The sequence below is a fragment of the Bacillus sp. BR3(2024) genome, assembly GCF_039134555.1.
Lineage (GTDB): Bacteria > Bacillota > Bacilli > Bacillales > Bacillaceae_G > Bacillus_A > Bacillus_A cereus.
The window spans coordinates 3,915,277-3,935,990 of sequence record NZ_CP152433.1 but is presented as its reverse complement, the minus strand read 5'-3'; the positions used below and the strand labels follow the sequence as shown (position 1 = coordinate 3,935,990).

Genomic DNA, 20,714 nt, shown 5'->3' with positions numbered 1-20,714 from the left:
ATACGCACCTTTTTATAATGTAATTGCGGCAATAAAGCCAAATATAAGTAACGGTATATTGTAATGTAGAAAAGTGGGTACACATGTATCCCATATATGATGGTGCTGACCATCAGCATTTAAACCGGATGTTGGTCCAAGGGTACTATCCGATGCTGGAGATCCTGCGTCACCTAGTGCTCCGGCTGTACCGATAATTGCAATTGTGGCCATTGGACTAAATCCAAGCTGAATGCAAAGAGGTACAAAAATGGTTGTTAAGATAGGGATGGTTGAAAAGGATGAACCAATTCCCATCGTAACGAGAAGTCCAATAACGAGCATAAGAAATGCAGCGAGTGGTTTGTTATTTCCGATTATATGTGCACTCGTTTGCACTAGAGATTCAACATGTCCTGTTTTTCGAAGAACAGCGCCGAATCCAGCGGCAGCAATCATAACAAAGCCAATAAAGGACATCATACGCATTCCGCTTGTTAATATCGCATCTGCTTCTTTAAGTGGTAGACTGCCACTAACTGATAAGACGATAATACCTGCTAAAGCACCGAAAATCATGGATTCTGTTGTTAATTGAACAGTTAATGTAGCAATGATAGATAATAACCCGAAAGTAATGCTACGTTTTGTATAGGGAACGATTTCATTTTCGGTAGTATGAATTTGTTCTGTTTCATACGTACGAGGTTTTCGGTACGTAATGAATACCGCTACACATAATCCAATAATCATACCGATTGCTGGAATAGTCATTGCTTTTGGAATAAGTGTGACATCAAATGTAAGGCCGCTTTGCGCAGCGTTGGTTTGCAATACGTCATGATAAATTTTTCCGAACCCTGCAGGGATCCACATATAAGGAGTAATCAATCCAAATGTAATAATACATGTGACAAGTCTGCGATCCACTTTCAGCTCATTTAATACTTTTAAAAGTGCTGGAATTAAGATGGGGATGAAAGCAATGTGAACAGGAATCACATTTTGTGAGAAACAAGCCATCGTTAAAATAATGAATAAAATAAGTATTTTAGAATAAACTTGTTTTTTCGTGTCTTGTTCATTGCCAATCCATTTTAATGCAGTTTGAATCATAGCATCTGGAAGTCCTGTTTTGGAAAGGGAAATAGCGAAACCACCAAGCATTGCATAACTTAAAGCGATTGGAGCACTGTTTCCAAGACCAGTTGTAAAAGTGTTAATCGTTTCTGAAATACCGAGTCCGCCGATAAGTCCGCCTGTTAAAGCTCCAACAATGATGGCGACAATGACCTGGACACGTAACAAACTAAGCAATAGCATAATTGCTACTGCGACGAGTACAGCGTTCATAATAAATGTAATCTCCCTAAATTTTTATTCTGTTAAGACAAGTAAATATGAAACATTTTGCTATGTTTATACATACTTGCGACATATTATTATAAAATGTTTTCTATGAAATGTAAAAGAGCCTTTTGTTACTAATGCTGAAAAGCTAGCTCTTGTTTAATTGATTGTAAAGAATTAGCGAATAATTCTGGTTCTTCTAAATCAGGAGAATGTGCTGAATTTGGGAACCAAATCATCTTTTTTATAGGCGCTTCAATAATATCGCAATATTCCTGAACGAGTGCATAAGGAGTTTGATAATCATAGCGACCAGAACAAAAATAAACTGGAATAGATAAACTTGAGATAGAAGAAAAGAAATCGATTGTCAGCATTTCTCCCCATAAAATGCCAGATTTTAAATTTCCTGCGAGAAACTTGAACCAATCTAATAGCGTATATTCGGGAGAAAAGAAACCTTTTCGTATGAAAGAAAAGGAAGATCCGTTTTGGATTGCGCCTCCAAATGTGCCAAGCCACTTTCTTTGAATAATGAGACGTCTCGTATCTAAAAATGGTGGTTTGCCTAATTTTAAAAGGGAAGCTAATGCTTTTTTATGATCATGTTTTTTTGCAGAATGAATTAAATGTTGATATAGCAATTCTTCATTTTGTTTCATATGTACAATTTGCCCAATACCGATGTAAGCCTCGATATACTTTGGATATTGATGTGCTATGTTAAGCCCAATAATACTTCCCCAAGAATGACCAGCGAGAAATAGTTTTTGTTTGTTGAACTTTTTAAGTACATATTGAATCACTTCTTTTGCATCGGAAACGAATTGTTCGATTGTGAAATTTGCTCCGAAATCTTTCATTGAAAAGGATTTACCAGCTCCGCGCTGATCCCAATTAATAACAATAAATTGCTTCTCTAATTCTTTTTGAAAATGGCGAATAAATCCGATTTGTGCCATCCCAGGTCCGCCGTGACAGCATAATAAAATAGGTTGCTCTACGTTTTGTCCACGCATAAGGAGAGTTTGTTTTCGATTATTAATCATAACGCTTTCTATCGTAGCGATACTATTAGGAATGAGTTGTTTGTTTTCGTTATAGAACTGAGGGGTGTAGCTACGAAAAAGCATATTGAAAACCTCCTTTTGTGAAATCGTATGAATCGCACAGGCTATTCATTTTGCATATACTGTTAGAAAATCATTGTAACATACCATACTAGTGTCATTTCAACACGGGAGGAGGGAAATTGTGACGATTGGAGAAATTATAGATGGTTTAAATAGACGTGAATCCATCGCTATTATAGCAAAACGTCTTGAAATAAGCCCGTATACATTATCGAAGAAATTAAGATTGATTGGATACGAATATGATGGAGAGCAGAAGAAACGTATTTTTGTAGGAGATGGAGAAGAACCACGTCACTTACAACTCCAAGAAGCGACCGCCCTTCAATATGAGAAAACAGATTATCAATTATTAATTTATGAGCAATTACAAAGTATTTATGAGTTATTAAGAAAAAGAGAAGAAGTAATTGCACCAATTGTGAGTAAAAGTACAGAGAAAAAGAGACGAACCTTTTCTATTAATACAGAAATATTAGCAAGATTGGACCTTATATCAGAATCGAAAGGAATTCAAAAATCTAAACTTGTAGAAGAGGCGTTGCAACAATTTTTACAGCAATATGAAGTTGACAAAACATCACATTTTGATAACTAAAGAAAAGGATACTATGTTCATTAGAAGAACGAGTATCCTTTTTATGATGTATATTACGTATAAAATAGAGGATCAGTACAAATCCTTTATACGTGAAAAATGAAATTTATTATTAGAGAAACACTTAATTTACTTTTTGAATTCTTCCATCAATAACTGGCTGAATTGGTTCTTTTAATTGTTTTACGTAATTGACTAACGCTTCAAAGTCGTTTGGCCCAGTTTCTGCATTTTTACCATTTTTAAATGATACGAATCCATCACCGCCAGAAGCTAAGAAGGCATTTGCAACTACGCTATACGTTGTAGATGGAGATAATTCTTCTCCGTTTGTTAAACGTATATTTGTAACTTTTTCACCGTTTGGTTTATTTGCATCCCACGTATATTGAATACCTGAAATTTGAAGCATTCTTGTTGTTCCTTTTTGCCATTGCTGATTTAAAATATCGCGAATGTCTTGACCTGTTAAATCTACTTTAATCAATTGATTTCCAAAAGGTTGAATGCCGTATAACTCACCCCACGTAATATCACCAGCATCTAAGTCATTACGAATGCCACCAGGATTCATGAGGGAGATTTGAGTTTGCATCGTTTGACGCTGAGCATCGGCAACTAAATTTCCAAGAGTGGACTCACCAGCATCATTTTGTTTACGGTCGATAGGTGCTGTAGATTTTCCGACCACTTCATTTACAAGTGGTGCGATTTTTTCTTTATATTGATCTAGTTTTTTCTTTACTTGTTTATCAGGTTCTACACCTTCATGATACGTTGTAACAACTTCAGCTTTTTTCTTTACAATATCCTTTGTTTTACGATCAATTGTTACATCGACGTCTGAGAAAGCCATTCCGTATGAATTTGCTTGGACAATTAGTTTATTGTTTACTGTACCATTTACATACGTATGACTATGTCCACCGAAAATAACATCAACTTCTGGGTCTGTTTCATTTGCAATTCGAGTAAGATCGCCATTTGTTACCCCAGACTCATCGGTTGTTCCACCGACATGAGCAAGAACGACGATAGATTTAACGCCGAGGCGTTTTAATTGTTGTGTTGATTTATTAATTGCTTCTACTTCATCAGTAATTTGTACATTGTTAAGCATCGTAGGCATAACGACATTTGGTGTATCAGTTGTAACAACCCCAATGAATCCTACAGGAACACCATCTACCATTTTTACAGTAAATGGTGGTAAAAATAAGCGGCCAGTTGATTTGTTATAGAAATTAGCAGCTACATAGGGGAAGTTAGCCCCTTTGAAATTTCCTGTTTTTTCATGATATCCACCGTAAATGAGGCGTTTCATTTCATCAATGCCTTCATCAAATTCATGGTTCCCGATTGTACCGACATCAAATTTTAAGTCATTTAAAAATTCAATCGTCGGTTCATCTTGTAATAATGCTGAAACTGGTGGACTAGCTCCGACGATATCACCAGCATGTACGAGAAGTGTATTAGGGTTTTGTTTTTTATGTTCTTTTAAATAAGTAGCTAAGTAATCAGCGCCACCAGCTTCTTTATTATTGATTTTTTTAACAGTATCTAGTTGTCCATGGAGATCATTAATACCAAGCATTTGTACGTCTATGTAGCGGTTTTGTTCAGCTGGATTCTGAGATGGGGGAGCGGCAAATACGCTTGAAAAAGTAATGGTGCTTAAAACAGCAACGGCAGGAATAATTTTTTTCCACATAATATAATTCTCCTTTTTTATAATCTGACATCATACGACATAATTTTAATAGATTCATAGGATTATAGCTACATAAAAATTTAGTCTTTTCGAAAAATTAACATATTTACAAAAAGTGAATAATAGAGTAAAGACCCTTTTTTATTGTCGATTTCATTGTGTATCTACTATAATGGAGAAAAAAGTAAAAGGTGAGTAGCATGAAGAAAAAGAAACAAAGACAAATGCAAAGACAATCACAAGTGAATCAACCAAAGAAAGAAACACTTACATTAGGCGATCAATTAAATGATTCACTCATGCAACAATTAAAGAGTAAGAAGAAAGAGTTGCAAGTGAGGGAAGAGGAAAAAGAGGCAGCTGAACTGGAAAGAAAGCGCCAAGAACAAAAAGAACGTGAAAAGAATAAATCATTTGAAGAACTGCTAAGTGAAAGTAACCTTACTTGGAAAGACTTTAAATAATAAAAAAATGATCAGTGAAATACCACTGATCATTTTTTGACGAGCTTGTAAGAAAAGGGGAGTTAGAATGAGAAAAATTGTCGTTGTTCCACATGAAAACCATTGGAGTGAAAAATTTCAAATGGAGGCTAAAAGATTAAAATCAGCGATGCCAGAAACGGTAAAAATTTATCATATTGGAAGTACGTCAGTTCCCGGACTGGCAGCTAAACCTATTATTGATATGATCATGGAAGTAGAAAATATCGAAAGAGTAGATGGGTGGAATGAACGATTTATAGAGCTTGGTTACATCGTAAAAGGGGAAAATGGTATTTCAAGACGCCGATATTTTATTCATGGAACTGAAGAAAAACGCTCGTATCATTTACACGTGTTTGAAAAAGGAAATCCAGAGATAGTAAGGCATTTAGCATTTCGTGATTATATGATGGCTCATTGTGAAGAAGCAGAGGCATATGCAACCTTAAAGAAAGAATTAGCCGAAAAGTATACATATGATGGCGCGTTATATACGGAAGGAAAAAATGAGTTTGTGCGCAATGTGGATGAAAAAGCGAAAGAATGGAGAAAAAATAACGTGAATGAATGAGTTCACGCTATTTTTTAGCTATATAAAAGTGTTATGTAAACTGTACGTATGTTTTGACTTTTGGGATGAATCTTGTTGAAATAAAATTGTGGCTTATAAAAAATGTAACAATGAAAGGGAGACGACTGTGCATATTCCAACAACTACACTTCATAATGGCGTGAAAATGCCGATGATTGGTCTAGGCGTATATAAAGCGAAAGAAGGAGACGAAGTAAAGCAAGCAGTAAAAACAGCGTTAGAAGTTGGATACCGTTCGATTGATACAGCAACTGTATATGAAAATGAAAGCGGTGTCGGAGAGGCGATACGTGAATCAGGAATTCCAAGAGAAGATATATTTATTACAACAAAAGTATGGAACGACGATCAAGGATATGAGGAGACACTCGAGGCGTTTGAAAAGAGTTTGAAAAAATTACAAATGGACTATGTAGATTTATATTTAATACATTGGCCGGTAAGAGGGAAGTATGTTGATACGTACCGAGCTTTAGAGAAATTGTATGAAGAAGGTAAAGTGCGTGCGATTGGTGTTTCTAATTTTCATAAACATCATTTAGAACTATTATTACCAAATTGCAAAGTGAAGCCGATGGTAAACCAAGTGGAACTTCATCCGATGTTGACGCAATTTGAGTTACGAAATTATTGTCAAGATGAGCAAATTCAAATGGAAGCATGGAGTCCGTTAATGAGGGGCGGAGAAGTATTCCAGCATCCAATCATTCAGGCTATTGCTAACAAATATGAAAAAACACCTGCACAAGTTATATTAAGGTGGGATATTCAAAGCGGGATTGTTACAATTCCTAAATCTGTTACACCATCTCGTATTAAAGAAAACTTTACTATTTCTGATTTTGCACTAACTGAAGAAGAGATACGTCAAATTAACACGTTGAATCGTGATTTACATGTAGGAACGAATCCTGATAAATATGATACGTTATAAAAAAGACTGTCTCCTAATACTGGAGACAGTCTTCTGTTTTATCGGTAATTCGATATTTTTAACGATGCAAAGCATATGTGTCATATTTAACAATCTTTTGAAGTTGTATATATTCTTCTTTCGTTAAAGGTAACTGTTGACTAGCTCGTATATTTTCCTGTAATTGTTGAAGAGAGCTTGCACCAGGTATAACAGCTGCAACAGTCTTATTATGTAAGCAATATTGAATAGCTGTTCCTGTTAAAGAGCGTTCTCCAATCATTTCTTTTACACTTGCTAGAGTTGCATGTAATTCATCGTAAGAATAAGAGAGATAATCCTTTTCCTTTACTCTTTCTATCTTTCTTGCATTATTGTCAGTTAAAATTCCTTTTGCAAGTGGCCCGCGGGCAATGACGCTAATTTGGTGTTCATTTAGAAGGGGGAACCATTCTTCTGGACGACGATTTAAAAGGTTATATTCCATTAGTACACTAACGATGTTTGAGCGTTTTGCATATTCACGAACGACATTTGGGCGTATAGAAGAAATACCGTAATGGCGAATAATACCTTCCTTTTTCAATTCTTCAAAAGCTTCAATTGTTTCATCTATTGGATCTTCAATTGTTCCGCCATGAAGTTGATAAAGGTCAATATAATCAGTTTGAAGTCTACGTAAACTTTCCTTTACTTCAGTCTTTATGTAAGCTTTAGAAGGATCCCAAGACCAGCCATTTTTTTCTTCTGTCCAACGATTTCCAACCTTCGTTGTAAGTACAATTTGGTCTCTTCTTCCCTTCAAGGCTTTTCCAACAAATTCTTCATTTAATCCGTAATCATATAAATCTGCTGTATCAAAAAAATTAATTCCTAAATCGATCGCTTCATCGATAATATGCATAGCTTCTGTTTCAGATGTACCGAGAGACATACAGCCAAGGCCCATTTCTGTAACAAACAAATCTGAGTTTCCTAATTGACGTTTTTTCATAGGTCAACCTCCTTACCTTTATTGTACGAGAGGGAAAAGAGGTTGACAAACGTTTACTTTCCGCTTCGCATTAACTGCCCGTAAAAGCATGATTAATGTTTCACTTTATTTGCTGTAATCCACTCTTGTACAGTTGTATACTCTTTGCTATATTGCTTTAGCTTATGGCGAATTTGCCATGCTTTTCCGACTAAAGTGACGCGATTTGGTAAAATATAAACTTTCATTTCTATCACGCTCCTTTCAATGTGGTAAAATGTATGAGGAAAGAATAGGAAATAGAACAGGGAGATGAAGTAGTATGAGTAATCTTGCAGAGAGAACAGTAAATACTGAGCCAATTTTTGATGGTAGAGTTATAAAAGTTCGTGTTGATGATGTAGTATTACCAAATGGAGCAATGAGTAAACGTGAAATTGTAAATCACCCTGGTGCAGTTGCTATTATTGCTATTACTGATGAGGGGAAAATTGTGCTTGTTGAGCAGTATCGTAAAGCACTTGAAAAGGCGATTATAGAAATTCCGGCTGGCAAGTTAGAACCTGGTGAAAAACCTGAGGTAACAGCAGTTCGTGAATTAGAAGAGGAAACAGGATATGTATGTGAAAATATGGAGCTCATTACTTCTTTCTATACATCTCCAGGATTCGCAGATGAAATTTTATATGTATATAAAGCGACAGGTTTGACAAGAAAAGAAAATAAAGCTGAGTTAGATGAAGATGAGTTTGTGGAATTAATGGAAGTATCGTTAGAAGAAGCGATTACTCTTATGAAAGATCTTCGTATTCATGATGCGAAGACGATGTTTGCAGTACAATATTTACAACTACAAAAATAAACACTCGCCAAAGGCGAGTGTTTTTTAATTGATTTTTGCATATACACGTGCATCACGTAAGCTACCATCTGGTGCTAGGAAATCATTTTCCATTGTCCCTTCTAGAATGAATTCTAGACGTTCTGCTAAGCTACATGCATTTATATTTGTTGCATCAGTACGAATTTCAATTCTTCTAGCGCCTAGTTTATCAAAGGCGAACTGAATTGCACCTTTAACAGCTTCGGTCATATAGCCTTGTTTTGTATAGGCACTATGTAGCCAGAAGTGAAGTGAAAACTTTGGAATATCCCAGTTTTCAGGCTTTAGTGTAATTGCTCCGATGAATGTACCAGATACTTTATCGTATAAGTGAAAATCAAGTGTTTCACGAAGTAAAAACTGTCCGTGAGCTTCGCGAACAATTTCTTCAGCACTCTCTTCTGTTTCAGCGTTAATTGGTATCCACGGTACTAAGTCTTCTAAAGAAGCTTGGATTGCTTCATATACTTCTGCACCATCACCTGGAAATGGTTTACGAACTTGCAAGCGTTCAGTTTGAAATAATGTTGGAAAATCTAATAATAATGGTTTCAAGAGAAATCCCTCCTATTCTCTACTTTTTAGTTTAGCAAAGTAGAGCGGAATTTCAATGTTAATTCGTCATACTTTTTTCTTTCTTTCATACATTTTTAATAAGAGTGTGAACGGAGGGAAGAAAAATGTGGCGAAAAAATTGGCAAGACCGTGTAATGTCTCACATACAGGAAAACTCTTCATTATATATATTTAACGCTGTTTTATTATTGATGGGAGTAATATTCGGAGCCATTCTCGTGAATAGTTTACAAATCAATCAAAAACAAGATTTATCATTTTATTTACAACGTTTTTTTGGACAAGTCTCTAAAGGAGAATTTGCCATTGCGGGCGAAATGTTTCGAGAAAGTTACTTTTCGCAATTAAAATACATCGGATTTATTTGGATTTTAGGAATTTCAATTATTGGATTACCACTTATTTTTATTTTATTATTTGTAAAAGGAGTTGTCGTTGGATTTACAGTTGGTTTTTTAGTAAGTCAGCATGGATGGAATGGACTATTATTAGCATTTGTATCTGTTTTGCCACAAAATTTAATTATCATTCCAGTCTTTCTCGTTATGACAACCATTGCTGCAAGTTTTTCTTTACGGATGATTAGGCATCAATTTATTAGAAAAATAACCGAGCCACTATTACCATTATTAATCCGTTATACATGCTTCTTTCTCGTAATTGGAGTGGTGTTAGCACTTGCTTCTAGTGTGGAGGCTTACGCATCACCAGTTTTAATGAAAGAAGTCGTTGAGGCTATTAATAAAAAATAAATACTTTTTGAGAATAATTATCAATTTGTTTTTATTGTTTTTTCTTTTGACAGAAGCCCTTCTTCTGATATAATGGTGTAAGAGTGGCGAGGAGGGAGTAGTACCGAATGGAAGAAAGAATTGAACGAATTAAGAAGCAATTACATGCAGCGAGCTACAAATTAACACCGCAACGTGAAGCAACAGTTCGTGTGCTGCTAGAAAATGAAGAAGATCATTTAAGCGCAGAAGATGTTTACCTCCTTGTAAAAGAAAAGTCGCCAGAGATCGGATTAGCAACCGTCTATCGAACTTTAGAACTATTATCTGAGTTAAAAGTTGTCGATAAGATTAACTTCGGAGACGGTGTTTCACGCTATGACTTACGCCAAGAAGGTGCGCAGCGTTTCCACCATCATTTGATTTGTACACAATGTGGTGCTGTACAAGAAATACAAGAAGATTTACTTGGTGAAGTGGAAAGGAAAGTAGAACGAGACTGGAGCTTTAAGGTGAAAGATCATCGTTTAACATTCCATGGGATTTGTAAAAATTGTCAAGAAAATGAAACGGATGAAAAATAACCTTTTCCTATTTATCTAGGAAGAGGTTTTTTATTTGAATAAGGTATAAATTGGTGAAAGCTTGGCATATGTTGTAATAACTTATATTTTGGAGGAATTTACAATGCGCCGAGCTTTAAAATTAACTTTTGATGGAATAAAAGTATTTTTATTATTTACAAGTTGTACGATTTTGTTTTATTTCGCTATACTATGGATAAATGAAGAATATGAAAGCTATCATCGTTATGAAAAACCTAAAGAAGAGACTGTAGAAAAAGTATCAGGGAATGAAGAACCGGCAAAGGATGCTTTCGTAAATAGAATGATGTTTTTCTATGAAAATGGGGAGTAGTGTAGAGTGGAAGATCAATTAAAAGATTTTATTCATTATATGGTTGTCGAAAAAGGATTAGCAAAGAATACAGTAGTATCTTATGAACGGGATCTAAAAAGCTACGTAAAGTATTTGCAAAATGTGGAACAGACGAAAACTTTTCATGAAGTGACCCGTTTACACATTGTTAACTTTTTGCAGTATTTAAAAGAGAACGGAAAATCTTCGAAAACATTGGCGCGTCATATCGCATCAATTCGTTCGTTCCACCAATTTTTACTTCGTGAACGAGCGGTAGAACACGATCCATCCGTACATATTGAAACGCCACAAGGGGAACGGAAATTACCAAAGGTATTATCAGTTGATGAAGTAGAGGCGTTACTTCAAACACCAAAAATGACAAGTGCTTTTGGTATTCGTGATAAGGCGATGCTAGAGTTACTGTATGCGACAGGACTTCGTGTTTCAGAATTGATTGCACTCAATTTAGAAGATGTACATTTAACGATGGGATTTGTTCGTTGCATAGGGAAAGGGAATAAAGAAAGAATTATTCCACTAGGAAGTTTAGCAACGGAAGCGATTCAAAAGTATATTGAAAAAGGAAGAAGAGAATTAATGGGGAAAAAAGTAGTGGATGCACTCTTTTTAAACCATCATGGTAATCGATTATCAAGACAAGGATTTTGGAAAATATTAAAACGATTAGCGAAAGAGGCAAATATTGAAAAAGAACTTACACCTCATACGTTGCGTCACTCGTTTGCTACGCACTTATTAGAAAATGGAGCAGATTTACGTGCTGTACAAGAAATGCTTGGACATGCAGATATTTCAACTACGCAAATCTATACGCACGTTTCAAAAACTAGATTAAAAGATGTATATAAACAGTTTCATCCGAGAGCATAGTTACTATGCTCTTTTTTTCATAGATTAAGAGGGGAAGACCGCTTCACAGAAACTTCACAAACATTTCGTATATTGTTTTCAGCAGAAGACTGGAATATTACAATGTATTTCCTCTATACTAAATAAAGTATAAAGGAGGAAATGATGATGAAAAAACTGATTATAACTTTATTTATCGCGATGCTAGCGTTGGTTGGCTGTAATACAAACAAAGAAGAACCGAAAAAAGAACAGAAACTTGAAGCTGTAAAAGTAGCAGTCCAAACAAATCCGAAAGAAATTAAACCAGGTGAAAAAACAGAAGTACAAGCACTTGTTACACAAGGGAAAGAAAAAGTAACGGATGCCGATGATGTAAAGTTTGAAATTTGGAAAGATGGCGACGAAAAGCACGAGATGTTAGATGGTAAGCATAAAGGAAAAGGTGTTTATGCAGTAGAGAAAACATTCGAAACGGATGGAGTATACCATATTATTGCTCACACAAATGCACGTGAAATGCACGTTATGCCAGAAGTGAAAGTTGCTGTAGGAAATGCGAAAGTAGAAGATGCGAAAAAAGAAAATAGTGATCACAGTGCAGGACATGGAGATCATAAAAGTGACACAATGATCCATCTTATGGCTGGAGACATAAAGGCAAATGCTGAATCTACAATGAAAGTTCATTTAAAGCAAAAAGAAGAAGCATTAACTGGTGCTGAAGTACAACTAGAGATTTGGAAAGATGGTGTTGAAAAACACGAATTTATTCCAGCGAAAGAAGGGAATAAAGGAGAGTATGAAACGAAACATACTTTCAAAGAGAACGGTGCTTACAAAGTGAAAGTACATGTAAGAAAAGGCGAATTGCATGAACATAAAGAAGAAACAATAGAAGTAAAATAAAAAGTAGCTCTTTAGAGCTACTTTTTATTTTTAATATGAAGAAATAAATCATAAAAAAATTAGCACTTCGTTGCAGAATGGATTACAATAGAAGTGTGAAGAAAATGAGAAATTCTACGAAAATGTATTAAAAAGAAAGCGTAAACATGTTATGATATCAGTATCAGATGTCTGACATCTGACTTAGAAAAAACTAGAAATGTTTTTGAATCGTTTCAAGTAAACGAAATAGGTTAGAAAATGATTTAAAGAAGTACTGTTTGACAATGAGAATTCTTTTGGATAACAGTTTCACTTTATAGCGTTTTGAACATACTACAAGAAGTAGAACTGAACTTATAGGAGGTCGCAGTTATGAATAAATATAAACGTATATTCCTAGTCGTAATGGACTCTGTGGGAATCGGTGAAGCACCAGATGCTGAGCAATTTGGTGATCTAGGATCTGACACAATTGGTCACATTGCTGAACATATGAATGGGTTACAAATGCCTAACATGGTGAAATTAGGTCTTGGTAACATTCGAGAAATGAAAGGTATCTCTAAAGTAGAGAAACCACTTGGATATTACACAAAAATGCAAGAGAAATCTACTGGTAAAGATACAATGACAGGTCACTGGGAAATCATGGGCCTTTACATTGATACACCATTCCAAGTGTTCCCAGAAGGATTCCCGAAAGAATTACTTGATGAATTAGAAGAAAAAACAGGCCGTAAAATTATCGGTAATAAGCCAGCTTCTGGAACTGAGATTCTTGATGAACTTGGTCAAGAGCAAATGGAAACAGGCTCTTTAATCGTTTATACTTCTGCTGATAGCGTATTGCAAATTGCAGCACACGAAGAAGTAGTGCCACTTGATGAGTTATATAAAATCTGTAAAATTGCACGTGAATTAACATTAGATGAGAAATACATGGTAGGTCGTGTTATTGCTCGTCCATTCGTTGGTGAACCTGGAAACTTTACACGTACACCAAATCGTCATGACTATGCATTAAAACCATTCGGCCGTACAGTAATGAACGAATTAAAAGATAGTGACTACGATGTAATTGCTATTGGTAAAATCTCTGATATTTATGATGGTGAAGGGGTAACTGAATCACTTCGTACGAAGTCTAACATGGATGGAATGGATAAGCTTGTAGATACATTAAATATGGACTTTACAGGTCTTAGCTTCTTAAACTTAGTTGACTTTGATGCATTATTCGGCCACCGCCGTGATCCACAAGGATACGGAGAAGCTCTGCAAGAATATGATGCACGTCTTCCAGAAGTATTCGCAAAACTAAAAGAAGATGATCTATTATTAATTACAGCAGACCACGGTAATGATCCAATTCACCCTGGTACTGACCATACACGTGAATATGTACCATTATTAGCATATAGCCCAAGCATGAAAGAAGGCGGACAAGAGTTACCACTTCGTCAAACATTTGCTGATATTGGTGCAACAGTAGCAGAAAACTTCGGTGTGAAAATGCCAGAATACGGAACAAGCTTCTTAAACGAGCTAAAGAAATAGGGGGATAAACAAATGAATCGTGAACTTATTACAAAATCAGCTTCATACTTAAAAGAGAAATTTCAAGAGACACCACAAGTAGGACTAATCCTTGGATCAGGACTAGGTGTATTAGCAGACGAAATTGAGAATGCAGTAACAGTACCTTACAGTGAAATCCCTGAATTCCCAGTATCAACTGTAGAAGGCCATGCAGGTCAACTAGTATTTGGTACACTTCAAGGTGTAACAGTAGTAGCAATGCAAGGACGTTTCCACTTCTATGAAGGATACGACATGCAAAAAGTAACATTCCCAGTTCGTGTTATGAAAGAACTAGGTGTAGAAACAGTAGTTGTAACAAACGCAGCTGGTGGTGTAAATACATCATTTGAGCCAGGCGATCTTATGTTAATTTCAGACCACATTAACTTCATGGGTACGAATCCATTAATCGGACCGAATGATTCTGAAATGGGCGTACGTTTCCCTGATATGTCTACATCATATACAGTAGAACTTCGCGAAATGGCGAAACAAGTTGCAGCAGACTTAAATATTAAAGTACAAGAAGGTGTATACGTAGGAATGACAGGTCCTGTATATGAAACACCTGCTGAAATTCGTATGCTTCGTACACTTGGCGGAGATGCAGTTGGTATGTCAACAGTACCTGAAGTAATTGTAGCGCGTCACGCTGGTATGAAAGTATTAGGTATTTCTTGTATTTCAAATATGGCAGCTGGTATTTTAGATCAACCACTTCACCACGATGAAGTAATTGAAACGACAGAACGTGTTAAAGCTAACTTCTTAGCATTAGTAAAAGCAATCGTAAAACAAATGAAGGGGTGACTTCACAATGAGAATGGTGGACCTAATTGCAAAAAAACGTGACGGACATGCATTAACGACAGAAGAAATTAACTTTATTGTTGAAGGATATACGAATGGTGATATTCCTGATTATCAAGTAAGTTCACTTGCAATGGCAATTTTCTTCCAAGATATGAACGATCAAGAGCGTGCTGATTTAACGATGGCAATGGTAAATAGCGGTGATACAATCGACTTATCGGCTATTGAAGGTGTAAAAGTAGATAAGCATTCAACAGGTGGTGTTGGTGATACAACGACACTTGTATTAGGTCCATTAGTAGCTGCTTTAGATGTACCAGTAGCGAAAATGTCTGGACGCGGTTTAGGACATACTGGTGGTACAATTGATAAATTAGAAGCAGTTCCAGGATTCCATGTGGAAATTGAAAACGATGAATTCATGCGTCTTGTAAATGAAAACAAAATCGCTGTTATCGGCCAAAGTGGTAACTTAACACCTGCTGATAAAAAGCTATATGCACTTCGTGATGTAACAGCAACAGTAAACTCAATTCCGCTTATTGCAAGTTCGATTATGAGTAAAAAAATTGCTGCTGGTGCAGATGCAATTGTTCTTGATGTAAAAACTGGAGCAGGTGCATTTATGAAAACGGATGAAGATGCAAAACGTTTAGCAGAAGCAATGGTACGTATCGGTAATAACGTTGGTCGTAATACGATGGCAGTTATTTCTGATATGAGTCAACCACTCGGTGAAGCTATCGGTAACGCATTAGAAGTTCAAGAAGCAATTGATACATTACAAGGTAAAGGGCCGAAAGATTTAGAAGAGCTATGTTTAACACTTGGAAGTCAAATGGTGTACCTTGCTGGACAAGCTTCATCTTTAGAAGATGCACGTGAAAAGCTAATTGAAGTAATGAACAACGGAAAAGCGCTAGAATCATTTAAAACGTTCTTATCAGCGCAAGGCGGTGACGCATCTGTTGTTGATGACCCTTCTAAATTGCCACAAGCACAATTTAAAATTGAAGTGGAAGCGAAAGAAGACGGATATGTATCAGAAATCGTTGCAGACGAAATCGGAACAGCAGCAATGCTTTTAGGAGCAGGACGTGCAACGAAAGAGTCTGAAATTGATTTAGCAGTTGGTCTAATGCTGCGCAAAAAAGTAGGCGATAGCGTGAAGCAAGGTGAATCTCTCGTTACAATTTACGCAAACCGCGAAAATGTTGAAGATGTAAAAGCGAAAATTTATGAGAACATGAAGATCTCTAAAGAACACGTAGATGCACCAACTTTAGTACACGGTATCGTAACGAAGTAATAAAAAAAGCTGAGGAGATTTCTCCTTGGCTTTTTTTACTATTTTTTGTTTATAATAATAATGGGTGAAATTATGATTAGAATTTGTGCAGTAACAAAAACAGATGAAGTATTATATGATGTTTCTCTAGAAGAAACAAAGAAAGACCATATTGTATGGTATTGGCTAGATTTATATAAGCCAACGAAAGAAGAGTATACATATATTCTGCAAGACCATTTTAAGTTCCATCCCCTTGCAATTGAAGACTGTCTAGAATACGTACAGAGGCCAAAAGTTGATTTTTATGATGGATATAACTTTTTAGTTCTTCACGCGTTTGGAGAAGATGGGCTAGAACCACATGAAATTGATTTGTTTGTTAGTGATCGCTATATTGTTTCTTTCCATTTTTCTCATAATAATGCAATTGAAAGAGTATGGAAAACACTTGGTGAGAAGAGGCGGATTAAGAAAGGACCTTTACATGTAGCACATACGATCACTGATCAAATTGTAGATGATTATTTCGCACCTGTATATTACATTGAAGATCATTTAAATGCGATTGATGATAATTTAACAGGTGAGACAGCAGGAGCCGTACTAGAAGAAGTATTTGATATTAGGGCAGATTTATCTAAGTTAAGACGTACAATTATTCCAATGCGTGATTTATTGTATCGTATTTTGAATTCCACTCGTTTTTACGGTATAAGTGATCATGAGATTTATTTTAAAGATATACATGATCATTTACTTAAACTTACGGAAATGATTGAGGCAAGTCGAGAGTTAACGGCGGATATTCGGGATAGTTATTTTTCATTAAACTCACATCATATGAATAACATTATGAAAACATTAACTGTATTCTCGACTATTTTCATGCCATTAACATTTATTGCGGGAGTATATGGAATGAACTTTACGCATATGCCAGAGCTTGGTGGACAATATAGTTATTTTATTTGTCTTCTTCTAATGGCATTAATTGGCGGCGGAATGATGGCCTGGTTTTATAAAAAAGGATGGTTTAAGTAAAAAAACACCGAGGATTTCCTCGGTGTTTTTTTTCAACCAATAGCATGTAATACAAACATAGCTAAGAATAAGCATGTAATGATATACATAGATGGTGCGACTTCTTTACGCTTTCCAAGAGCAACTTTTAAGATAGGGTAAGCAATAAATCCGAACGCAATGCCATCAGCGATACTATATGTGAGCGGGATCATGACAATAATTAAGAACGCTGGAAATCCTTCTGAAAAATCGTTCAGAGGAATTTGCTGAATGCTTGTAATCATCAGGCCGCCAATAATAATTAAGATTGGTGCAATGGCACTATCAGGAATTAGTTTGACAAACGGAAGTGCAAACAATGATGCAAAGAATAACAACCCCGTAACGATAGACGTCAGACCTGTCTTTCCGCCTGCAGTAATACCTGCGGCACTCTCTACTGTTGATACGGTAGGGCTTGTGCCAAATAGACCACATGTCATTGCTGAAATTGCATTGGCTTGGTAAGCACGTGGGAATTTACGGTCATCTTCTAATAAACCGTGCAGAAGTCCCATGTTCTCAAAAATAAGCACCATGCTTAAGGAGAATGTTGCAATCCAAAACGGTAAGGAAGAAAGTTTGCCAAATGACATAGCTCCAAACACATCGCCGTAATTAGCGAATGAGAATGAACTATTTCCGATTTGACTTGTATCAACAAGGCCAAATAGCCATGCAATACCAGTTCCTATTGCAATCGTCCATAAAAAGTTTCCACGTACGTTACGAATAAATAGTACAAGTGCAACGATAAGAGTAAGCACGGTCGCAAGAACGACAGGGTTACTTAATTTACCCATTGCAACAGCAGTATTTGGGTTCGAAACGACTAAGCCACCTTTTTGCAATCCGATAAACGCTAAAAATAATCCGATGCCGACAGTAATTGCTTCCTTTAATGACTTTGGAATTGATACTGATAGCACGCGAGCGATTGGTGTAAAAGCGGCAATTGCAAAAATAATACCAGAGATAAAGACAGCAGCCAATGCTTCTTGCCAAGTTAGTCCAAGCGTATGCACAGCTGTGTACGTGAAGAATGCATTTACACCCATACCAGGGACAAGAATAGCAGGTGCATTTGCCCAAAATGCCATGAGTAGACATCCGACAAATGAACTGAAAACAGTTGCTAAAATTCCAGCTTCAAGAGGAATGCCAGCATCGGATAAAATTGATGCATTTACAATCATAATATATACGATCGTGAAAAATGACGTAACTCCAGCTAAAACTTCTTGTTTTGGTGATGTTTCGTGTAAACCTAATTTAAATGTTCTTTCAAGTATTCCTTTCATGTTAAACCTTCTTTTTCATATCCCTCTCCCACCCGTGATATCTCTTTCGTAAGAGCTCACCGTCCTTTATTATATCAGAACATCATGTTTTTACAACAAGGAAAATGATAACGTTTACTTATAAATGAAATTATTTATAAATACGTAAAAATTGCCCGTATTGTTGAAATAATTTCTAACTCTCCCGATTGAATGGGTGGAGCTGCTTGCGCATGTAAAGTAGCATAAGACGTAACCTCCCTTGGTAATTGGGCAGATTCTTCAACGAATGAGAGGGGAACAGGATTAATATTTAAATTATATGTACTCGCAATAGCACGAGCTTTTTCTACTGCTTGGTGCAGAGCTTGAATGAGAGCTTGCTCATAATATTTATTTGGATGAGATACTCGGAAACGTAAACCTTTTGCTACATTTGCACCATTTGAAACGGCTATATCATATACTTCCCCAGCTTTTTGTACATTTAAAACGGTAATTTCATACAAATGCTCTACACGGTATCCTTGCAGCAATGCTTTATCATTTACATATTCGTATTGAGGAGTAATTGTATAAGAAATCGTCTCTATATCTTTATCGGCAATACCAAGCTGTTTAAGTGCATCCAGCAATTGTTTGGATTGCACTGCATTTTCTTCTTGAGCCTGTTTTACATTTTTATCATCTGTTCGAATGCCGAGTGTTAATATAACAACATTCGGTTTTGCTTTTACAACACCTTCTCCTTGTACAGTAATAGTAGCTTCTTTACCAGTATTAGCAGTGCGTACGTTGTGTAAATAAGGATTCATTCCACCCTGCATTTTCCATCACCATCCTTTTTATATGTATATGTGTGAACAAAAAAGAAATTTATATGAAAAAAGTTACATAAATGAGAATGTTGAGGAAAGAAAGCATATACAACATAGGTATTTATAGATTATAATATGTGTAAATATGATAAAAAAGGGACGAGGCTATTGAACGAAAAAAGAGAAACGCTGATTTTAGATTTATCTGCATCATTTCGAAAAATGATACGTTTATTACAAAATGATATTAATACACGTTTTGCAGAACATATGCCATATAATGAATTTTCTGTATTACGTGCGTTATTTTTAAACAGTCCACAGATGGCTTCGCAAATTGCGAGTGAAGTAAACGTAACCTCCAGTCATATTACAGCTGTTACAGATCGTCTCGTACGAAAAGGATTAGTAGAAAGAAAACGTTCTAATTCAGATCGTCGAATCGTGTACTTAGAAATTACAGAGCACGGAAGAGAAGTAACTGAAAAACTTGAAGCTGTGCGTAAAGAATATTATAAAGAGAGATTTAAAGGTTGGAGCGACCAAGAAATAGAAATGGTCTTAGAACTATTTGGCCGCGTATTATAATAAATGAGGATAGGAAGCGAAAGCATTCCTATCCTTTTTCTTTTGAATAAAAATATTTTGAAACTCCGATACTTTAATTAAAAGATCGGAGGAAAGATTATGAAATATATTGCTGCACTTACCATTTTATTTGGTGGTTTTTTCTGTTTTCAAACATTCACGTACGCAGATACGCCTATCCAAGTAGTGCGAAAAGAAGTGAAGTACATTGAAAATGATAATACAGTCTTATATTCAAAATTATGGGTTCGTCCTATGCAAAACGCAGTATTATTCCACCATAGCGATAATATTCGTAATCGGGACACATTACGTAATGTAACAAGTTCATCGCTTGTTAAAGCGAAGCAACTATCTTTTCAGAAAGCAGCACTTTATATACCGAGACTATCGCAATACGTATCAAAAATAGGGAAAGAAAACATTCAAGTGTACTACATTGCGATTCACTATAATGTGAAAAAAGAAAATGCATATCAATTAGATGGCATGAACTATTTTCTACAAGTGTTCGTAAAAGAGCGTGGGGAATGGAAAATTGCCGAAAGTGTAGTTGCCCCGACAGAGCAAATTGTGCAAAATGGTGATGGATTTGGAATGAAAGAAGAGATGGTGTATGGGGATAGGAGAGAGAATGTGAAATAACCTCCTCATCGAGAGGAGGTTATT

General features: G+C 35.9%; 24 protein-coding genes. 16 read left to right on the top strand and 8 right to left on the bottom strand.

Features of this window, described 5'->3' with window-relative positions; translation table 11 throughout:
* Nucleotides 1-12: 12 nt before the first annotated feature.
* Both V7S45_RS20125 and V7S45_RS20120 read right to left on the bottom strand, forming a co-directional pair.
* Entirely contained in the window at nt 13-1,332 is a 1,320-nt protein-coding gene (locus V7S45_RS20125; protein ID WP_000994816.1) for a Na+/H+ antiporter family protein, read from the bottom strand.
* Between the two features lie 131 nt (nt 1,333-1,463).
* Nucleotides 1,464-2,462 carry an alpha/beta hydrolase gene (locus tag V7S45_RS20120; protein WP_089607613.1) on the bottom strand — a complete coding sequence of 333 codons (999 nt, stop codon included), beginning with the start codon at nt 2,460-2,462 and terminating at the stop codon, nt 1,464-1,466.
* Nucleotides 2,463-2,583: 121 nt separating this feature from the next.
* Between V7S45_RS20120 and V7S45_RS20115 the strand changes: the two genes are divergently transcribed.
* A complete protein-coding gene (locus V7S45_RS20115) occupies nt 2,584-3,060 on the top strand; it encodes a ribbon-helix-helix domain-containing protein (RefSeq protein WP_000151931.1) in 477 nt (158 codons plus the stop codon).
* Between the two features lie 124 nt (nt 3,061-3,184).
* On the opposite strand, the gene V7S45_RS20110 is transcribed toward V7S45_RS20115, so the two are convergent.
* Nucleotides 3,185-4,774 (bottom strand): 5'-nucleotidase C-terminal domain-containing protein, encoded by a 1,590-nt coding sequence (locus V7S45_RS20110; protein ID WP_000265551.1) that lies wholly within the window; start codon nt 4,772-4,774, stop codon nt 3,185-3,187.
* Nucleotides 4,775-4,974: 200 nt separating this feature from the next.
* Between V7S45_RS20110 and V7S45_RS20105 the strand changes: the two genes are divergently transcribed.
* The 3 genes from V7S45_RS20105 to V7S45_RS20095 all read left to right on the top strand — a co-directional run bounded on the left by V7S45_RS20105 (nt 4,975) and on the right by V7S45_RS20095 (nt 6,785).
* A complete protein-coding gene (locus V7S45_RS20105; RefSeq protein WP_000727561.1) occupies nt 4,975-5,238 on the top strand; it encodes a YqkE family protein in 264 nt (87 codons plus the stop codon).
* Between the two features lie 67 nt (nt 5,239-5,305).
* Nucleotides 5,306-5,830 carry a GrpB family protein gene (locus V7S45_RS20100; protein ID WP_001227190.1) on the top strand — a complete coding sequence of 175 codons (525 nt, stop codon included), beginning with the start codon at nt 5,306-5,308 and terminating at the stop codon, nt 5,828-5,830.
* Between the two features lie 127 nt (nt 5,831-5,957).
* Nucleotides 5,958-6,785, top strand: coding sequence for an aldo/keto reductase (locus V7S45_RS20095; protein WP_000547993.1), 828 nt, complete (start codon nt 5,958-5,960; stop codon nt 6,783-6,785).
* Between the two features lie 58 nt (nt 6,786-6,843).
* Here V7S45_RS20095 and V7S45_RS20090 read toward each other — a convergent pair whose 3' ends face one another.
* Together V7S45_RS20090 and mciZ are read right to left on the bottom strand one after the other, a co-directional pair.
* A complete protein-coding gene (locus V7S45_RS20090; RefSeq protein ID WP_000747210.1) occupies nt 6,844-7,758 on the bottom strand; it encodes an aldo/keto reductase in 915 nt (304 codons plus the stop codon).
* Between the two features lie 92 nt (nt 7,759-7,850).
* A complete protein-coding gene (mciZ, locus tag V7S45_RS20085) occupies nt 7,851-7,985 on the bottom strand; it encodes a Z-ring formation inhibitor MciZ (RefSeq protein WP_000870302.1) in 135 nt (44 codons plus the stop codon).
* A gap of 74 nt (nt 7,986-8,059) precedes the next feature.
* Here mciZ and V7S45_RS20080 point away from each other — a divergent pair, with 74 nt between their 5' ends.
* Nucleotides 8,060-8,599, top strand: coding sequence for an NUDIX hydrolase (locus V7S45_RS20080; RefSeq protein ID WP_089607612.1), 540 nt, complete (start codon nt 8,060-8,062; stop codon nt 8,597-8,599).
* Nucleotides 8,600-8,623: 24 nt separating this feature from the next.
* Here V7S45_RS20080 and V7S45_RS20075 read toward each other — a convergent pair whose 3' ends face one another.
* Complete coding sequence (locus V7S45_RS20075; protein ID WP_000803479.1) at nt 8,624-9,175, bottom strand: GNAT family N-acetyltransferase; 552 nt, start codon at nt 9,173-9,175, stop codon at nt 8,624-8,626.
* 155 nt (nt 9,176-9,330) lie between these two features.
* Between V7S45_RS20075 and spoIIM the strand changes: the two genes are divergently transcribed.
* The 9 genes from spoIIM (at nt 9,331) to corA (ending at nt 17,338) form a co-directional block, all read left to right on the top strand.
* Complete coding sequence (gene spoIIM, locus V7S45_RS20070) at nt 9,331-9,948, top strand: stage II sporulation protein M (protein ID WP_013142149.1); 618 nt, start codon at nt 9,331-9,333, stop codon at nt 9,946-9,948.
* Nucleotides 9,949-10,055: 107 nt separating this feature from the next.
* Nucleotides 10,056-10,511, top strand: a complete 456-nt coding sequence (locus tag V7S45_RS20065) for a Fur family transcriptional regulator (protein WP_000392657.1) — start codon at nt 10,056-10,058, stop codon at nt 10,509-10,511.
* A 103-nt stretch (nt 10,512-10,614) separates the two neighbouring features.
* Entirely contained in the window at nt 10,615-10,845 is a 231-nt protein-coding gene (locus V7S45_RS20060; RefSeq protein WP_001250432.1) for a YqzK family protein, read from the top strand.
* A 6-nt stretch (nt 10,846-10,851) separates the two neighbouring features.
* Nucleotides 10,852-11,742, top strand: coding sequence for a site-specific tyrosine recombinase XerD (gene xerD / locus V7S45_RS20055; RefSeq protein WP_000390088.1), 891 nt, complete (start codon nt 10,852-10,854; stop codon nt 11,740-11,742).
* A 147-nt stretch (nt 11,743-11,889) separates the two neighbouring features.
* Nucleotides 11,890-12,630 (top strand): FixH family protein, encoded by a 741-nt coding sequence (locus V7S45_RS20050; protein WP_088343903.1) that lies wholly within the window; start codon nt 11,890-11,892, stop codon nt 12,628-12,630.
* Nucleotides 12,631-12,984: 354 nt separating this feature from the next.
* On the top strand, nt 12,985-14,169 hold the full coding sequence (deoB, locus tag V7S45_RS20045) for a phosphopentomutase (protein WP_001046079.1): 1,185 nt from the start codon (nt 12,985-12,987) through the stop codon (nt 14,167-14,169).
* Nucleotides 14,170-14,181: 12 nt separating this feature from the next.
* Nucleotides 14,182-15,003 (top strand): purine-nucleoside phosphorylase, encoded by an 822-nt coding sequence (locus V7S45_RS20040; protein ID WP_001078446.1) that lies wholly within the window; start codon nt 14,182-14,184, stop codon nt 15,001-15,003.
* A 7-nt stretch (nt 15,004-15,010) separates the two neighbouring features.
* Nucleotides 15,011-16,315, top strand: coding sequence for a pyrimidine-nucleoside phosphorylase (locus V7S45_RS20035; RefSeq protein WP_001243069.1), 1,305 nt, complete (start codon nt 15,011-15,013; stop codon nt 16,313-16,315).
* Between the two features lie 60 nt (nt 16,316-16,375).
* Nucleotides 16,376-17,338, top strand: coding sequence for a magnesium/cobalt transporter CorA (corA, locus tag V7S45_RS20030; protein ID WP_002026281.1), 963 nt, complete (start codon nt 16,376-16,378; stop codon nt 17,336-17,338).
* Nucleotides 17,339-17,370: 32 nt separating this feature from the next.
* On the opposite strand, the gene V7S45_RS20025 is transcribed toward corA, so the two are convergent.
* Together V7S45_RS20025 and V7S45_RS20020 are read right to left on the bottom strand one after the other, a co-directional pair.
* Complete coding sequence (locus V7S45_RS20025; protein ID WP_000676248.1) at nt 17,371-18,660, bottom strand: NCS2 family permease; 1,290 nt, start codon at nt 18,658-18,660, stop codon at nt 17,371-17,373.
* 134 nt (nt 18,661-18,794) lie between these two features.
* Nucleotides 18,795-19,466, bottom strand: coding sequence for an SIMPL domain-containing protein (locus tag V7S45_RS20020; RefSeq protein WP_001161449.1), 672 nt, complete (start codon nt 19,464-19,466; stop codon nt 18,795-18,797).
* 159 nt (nt 19,467-19,625) lie between these two features.
* Here V7S45_RS20020 and V7S45_RS20015 point away from each other — a divergent pair, with 159 nt between their 5' ends.
* Nucleotides 19,626-20,045: a MarR family transcriptional regulator gene (locus V7S45_RS20015; RefSeq protein WP_001003307.1), complete on the top strand. Its 420-nt coding sequence runs from the start codon at nt 19,626-19,628 to the stop codon at nt 20,043-20,045.
* A gap of 99 nt (nt 20,046-20,144) precedes the next feature.
* Complete coding sequence (locus tag V7S45_RS20010) at nt 20,145-20,690, top strand: hypothetical protein (RefSeq protein WP_071741170.1); 546 nt, start codon at nt 20,145-20,147, stop codon at nt 20,688-20,690.
* The last annotated feature ends 24 nt before the right edge of the window (nt 20,691-20,714 follow it).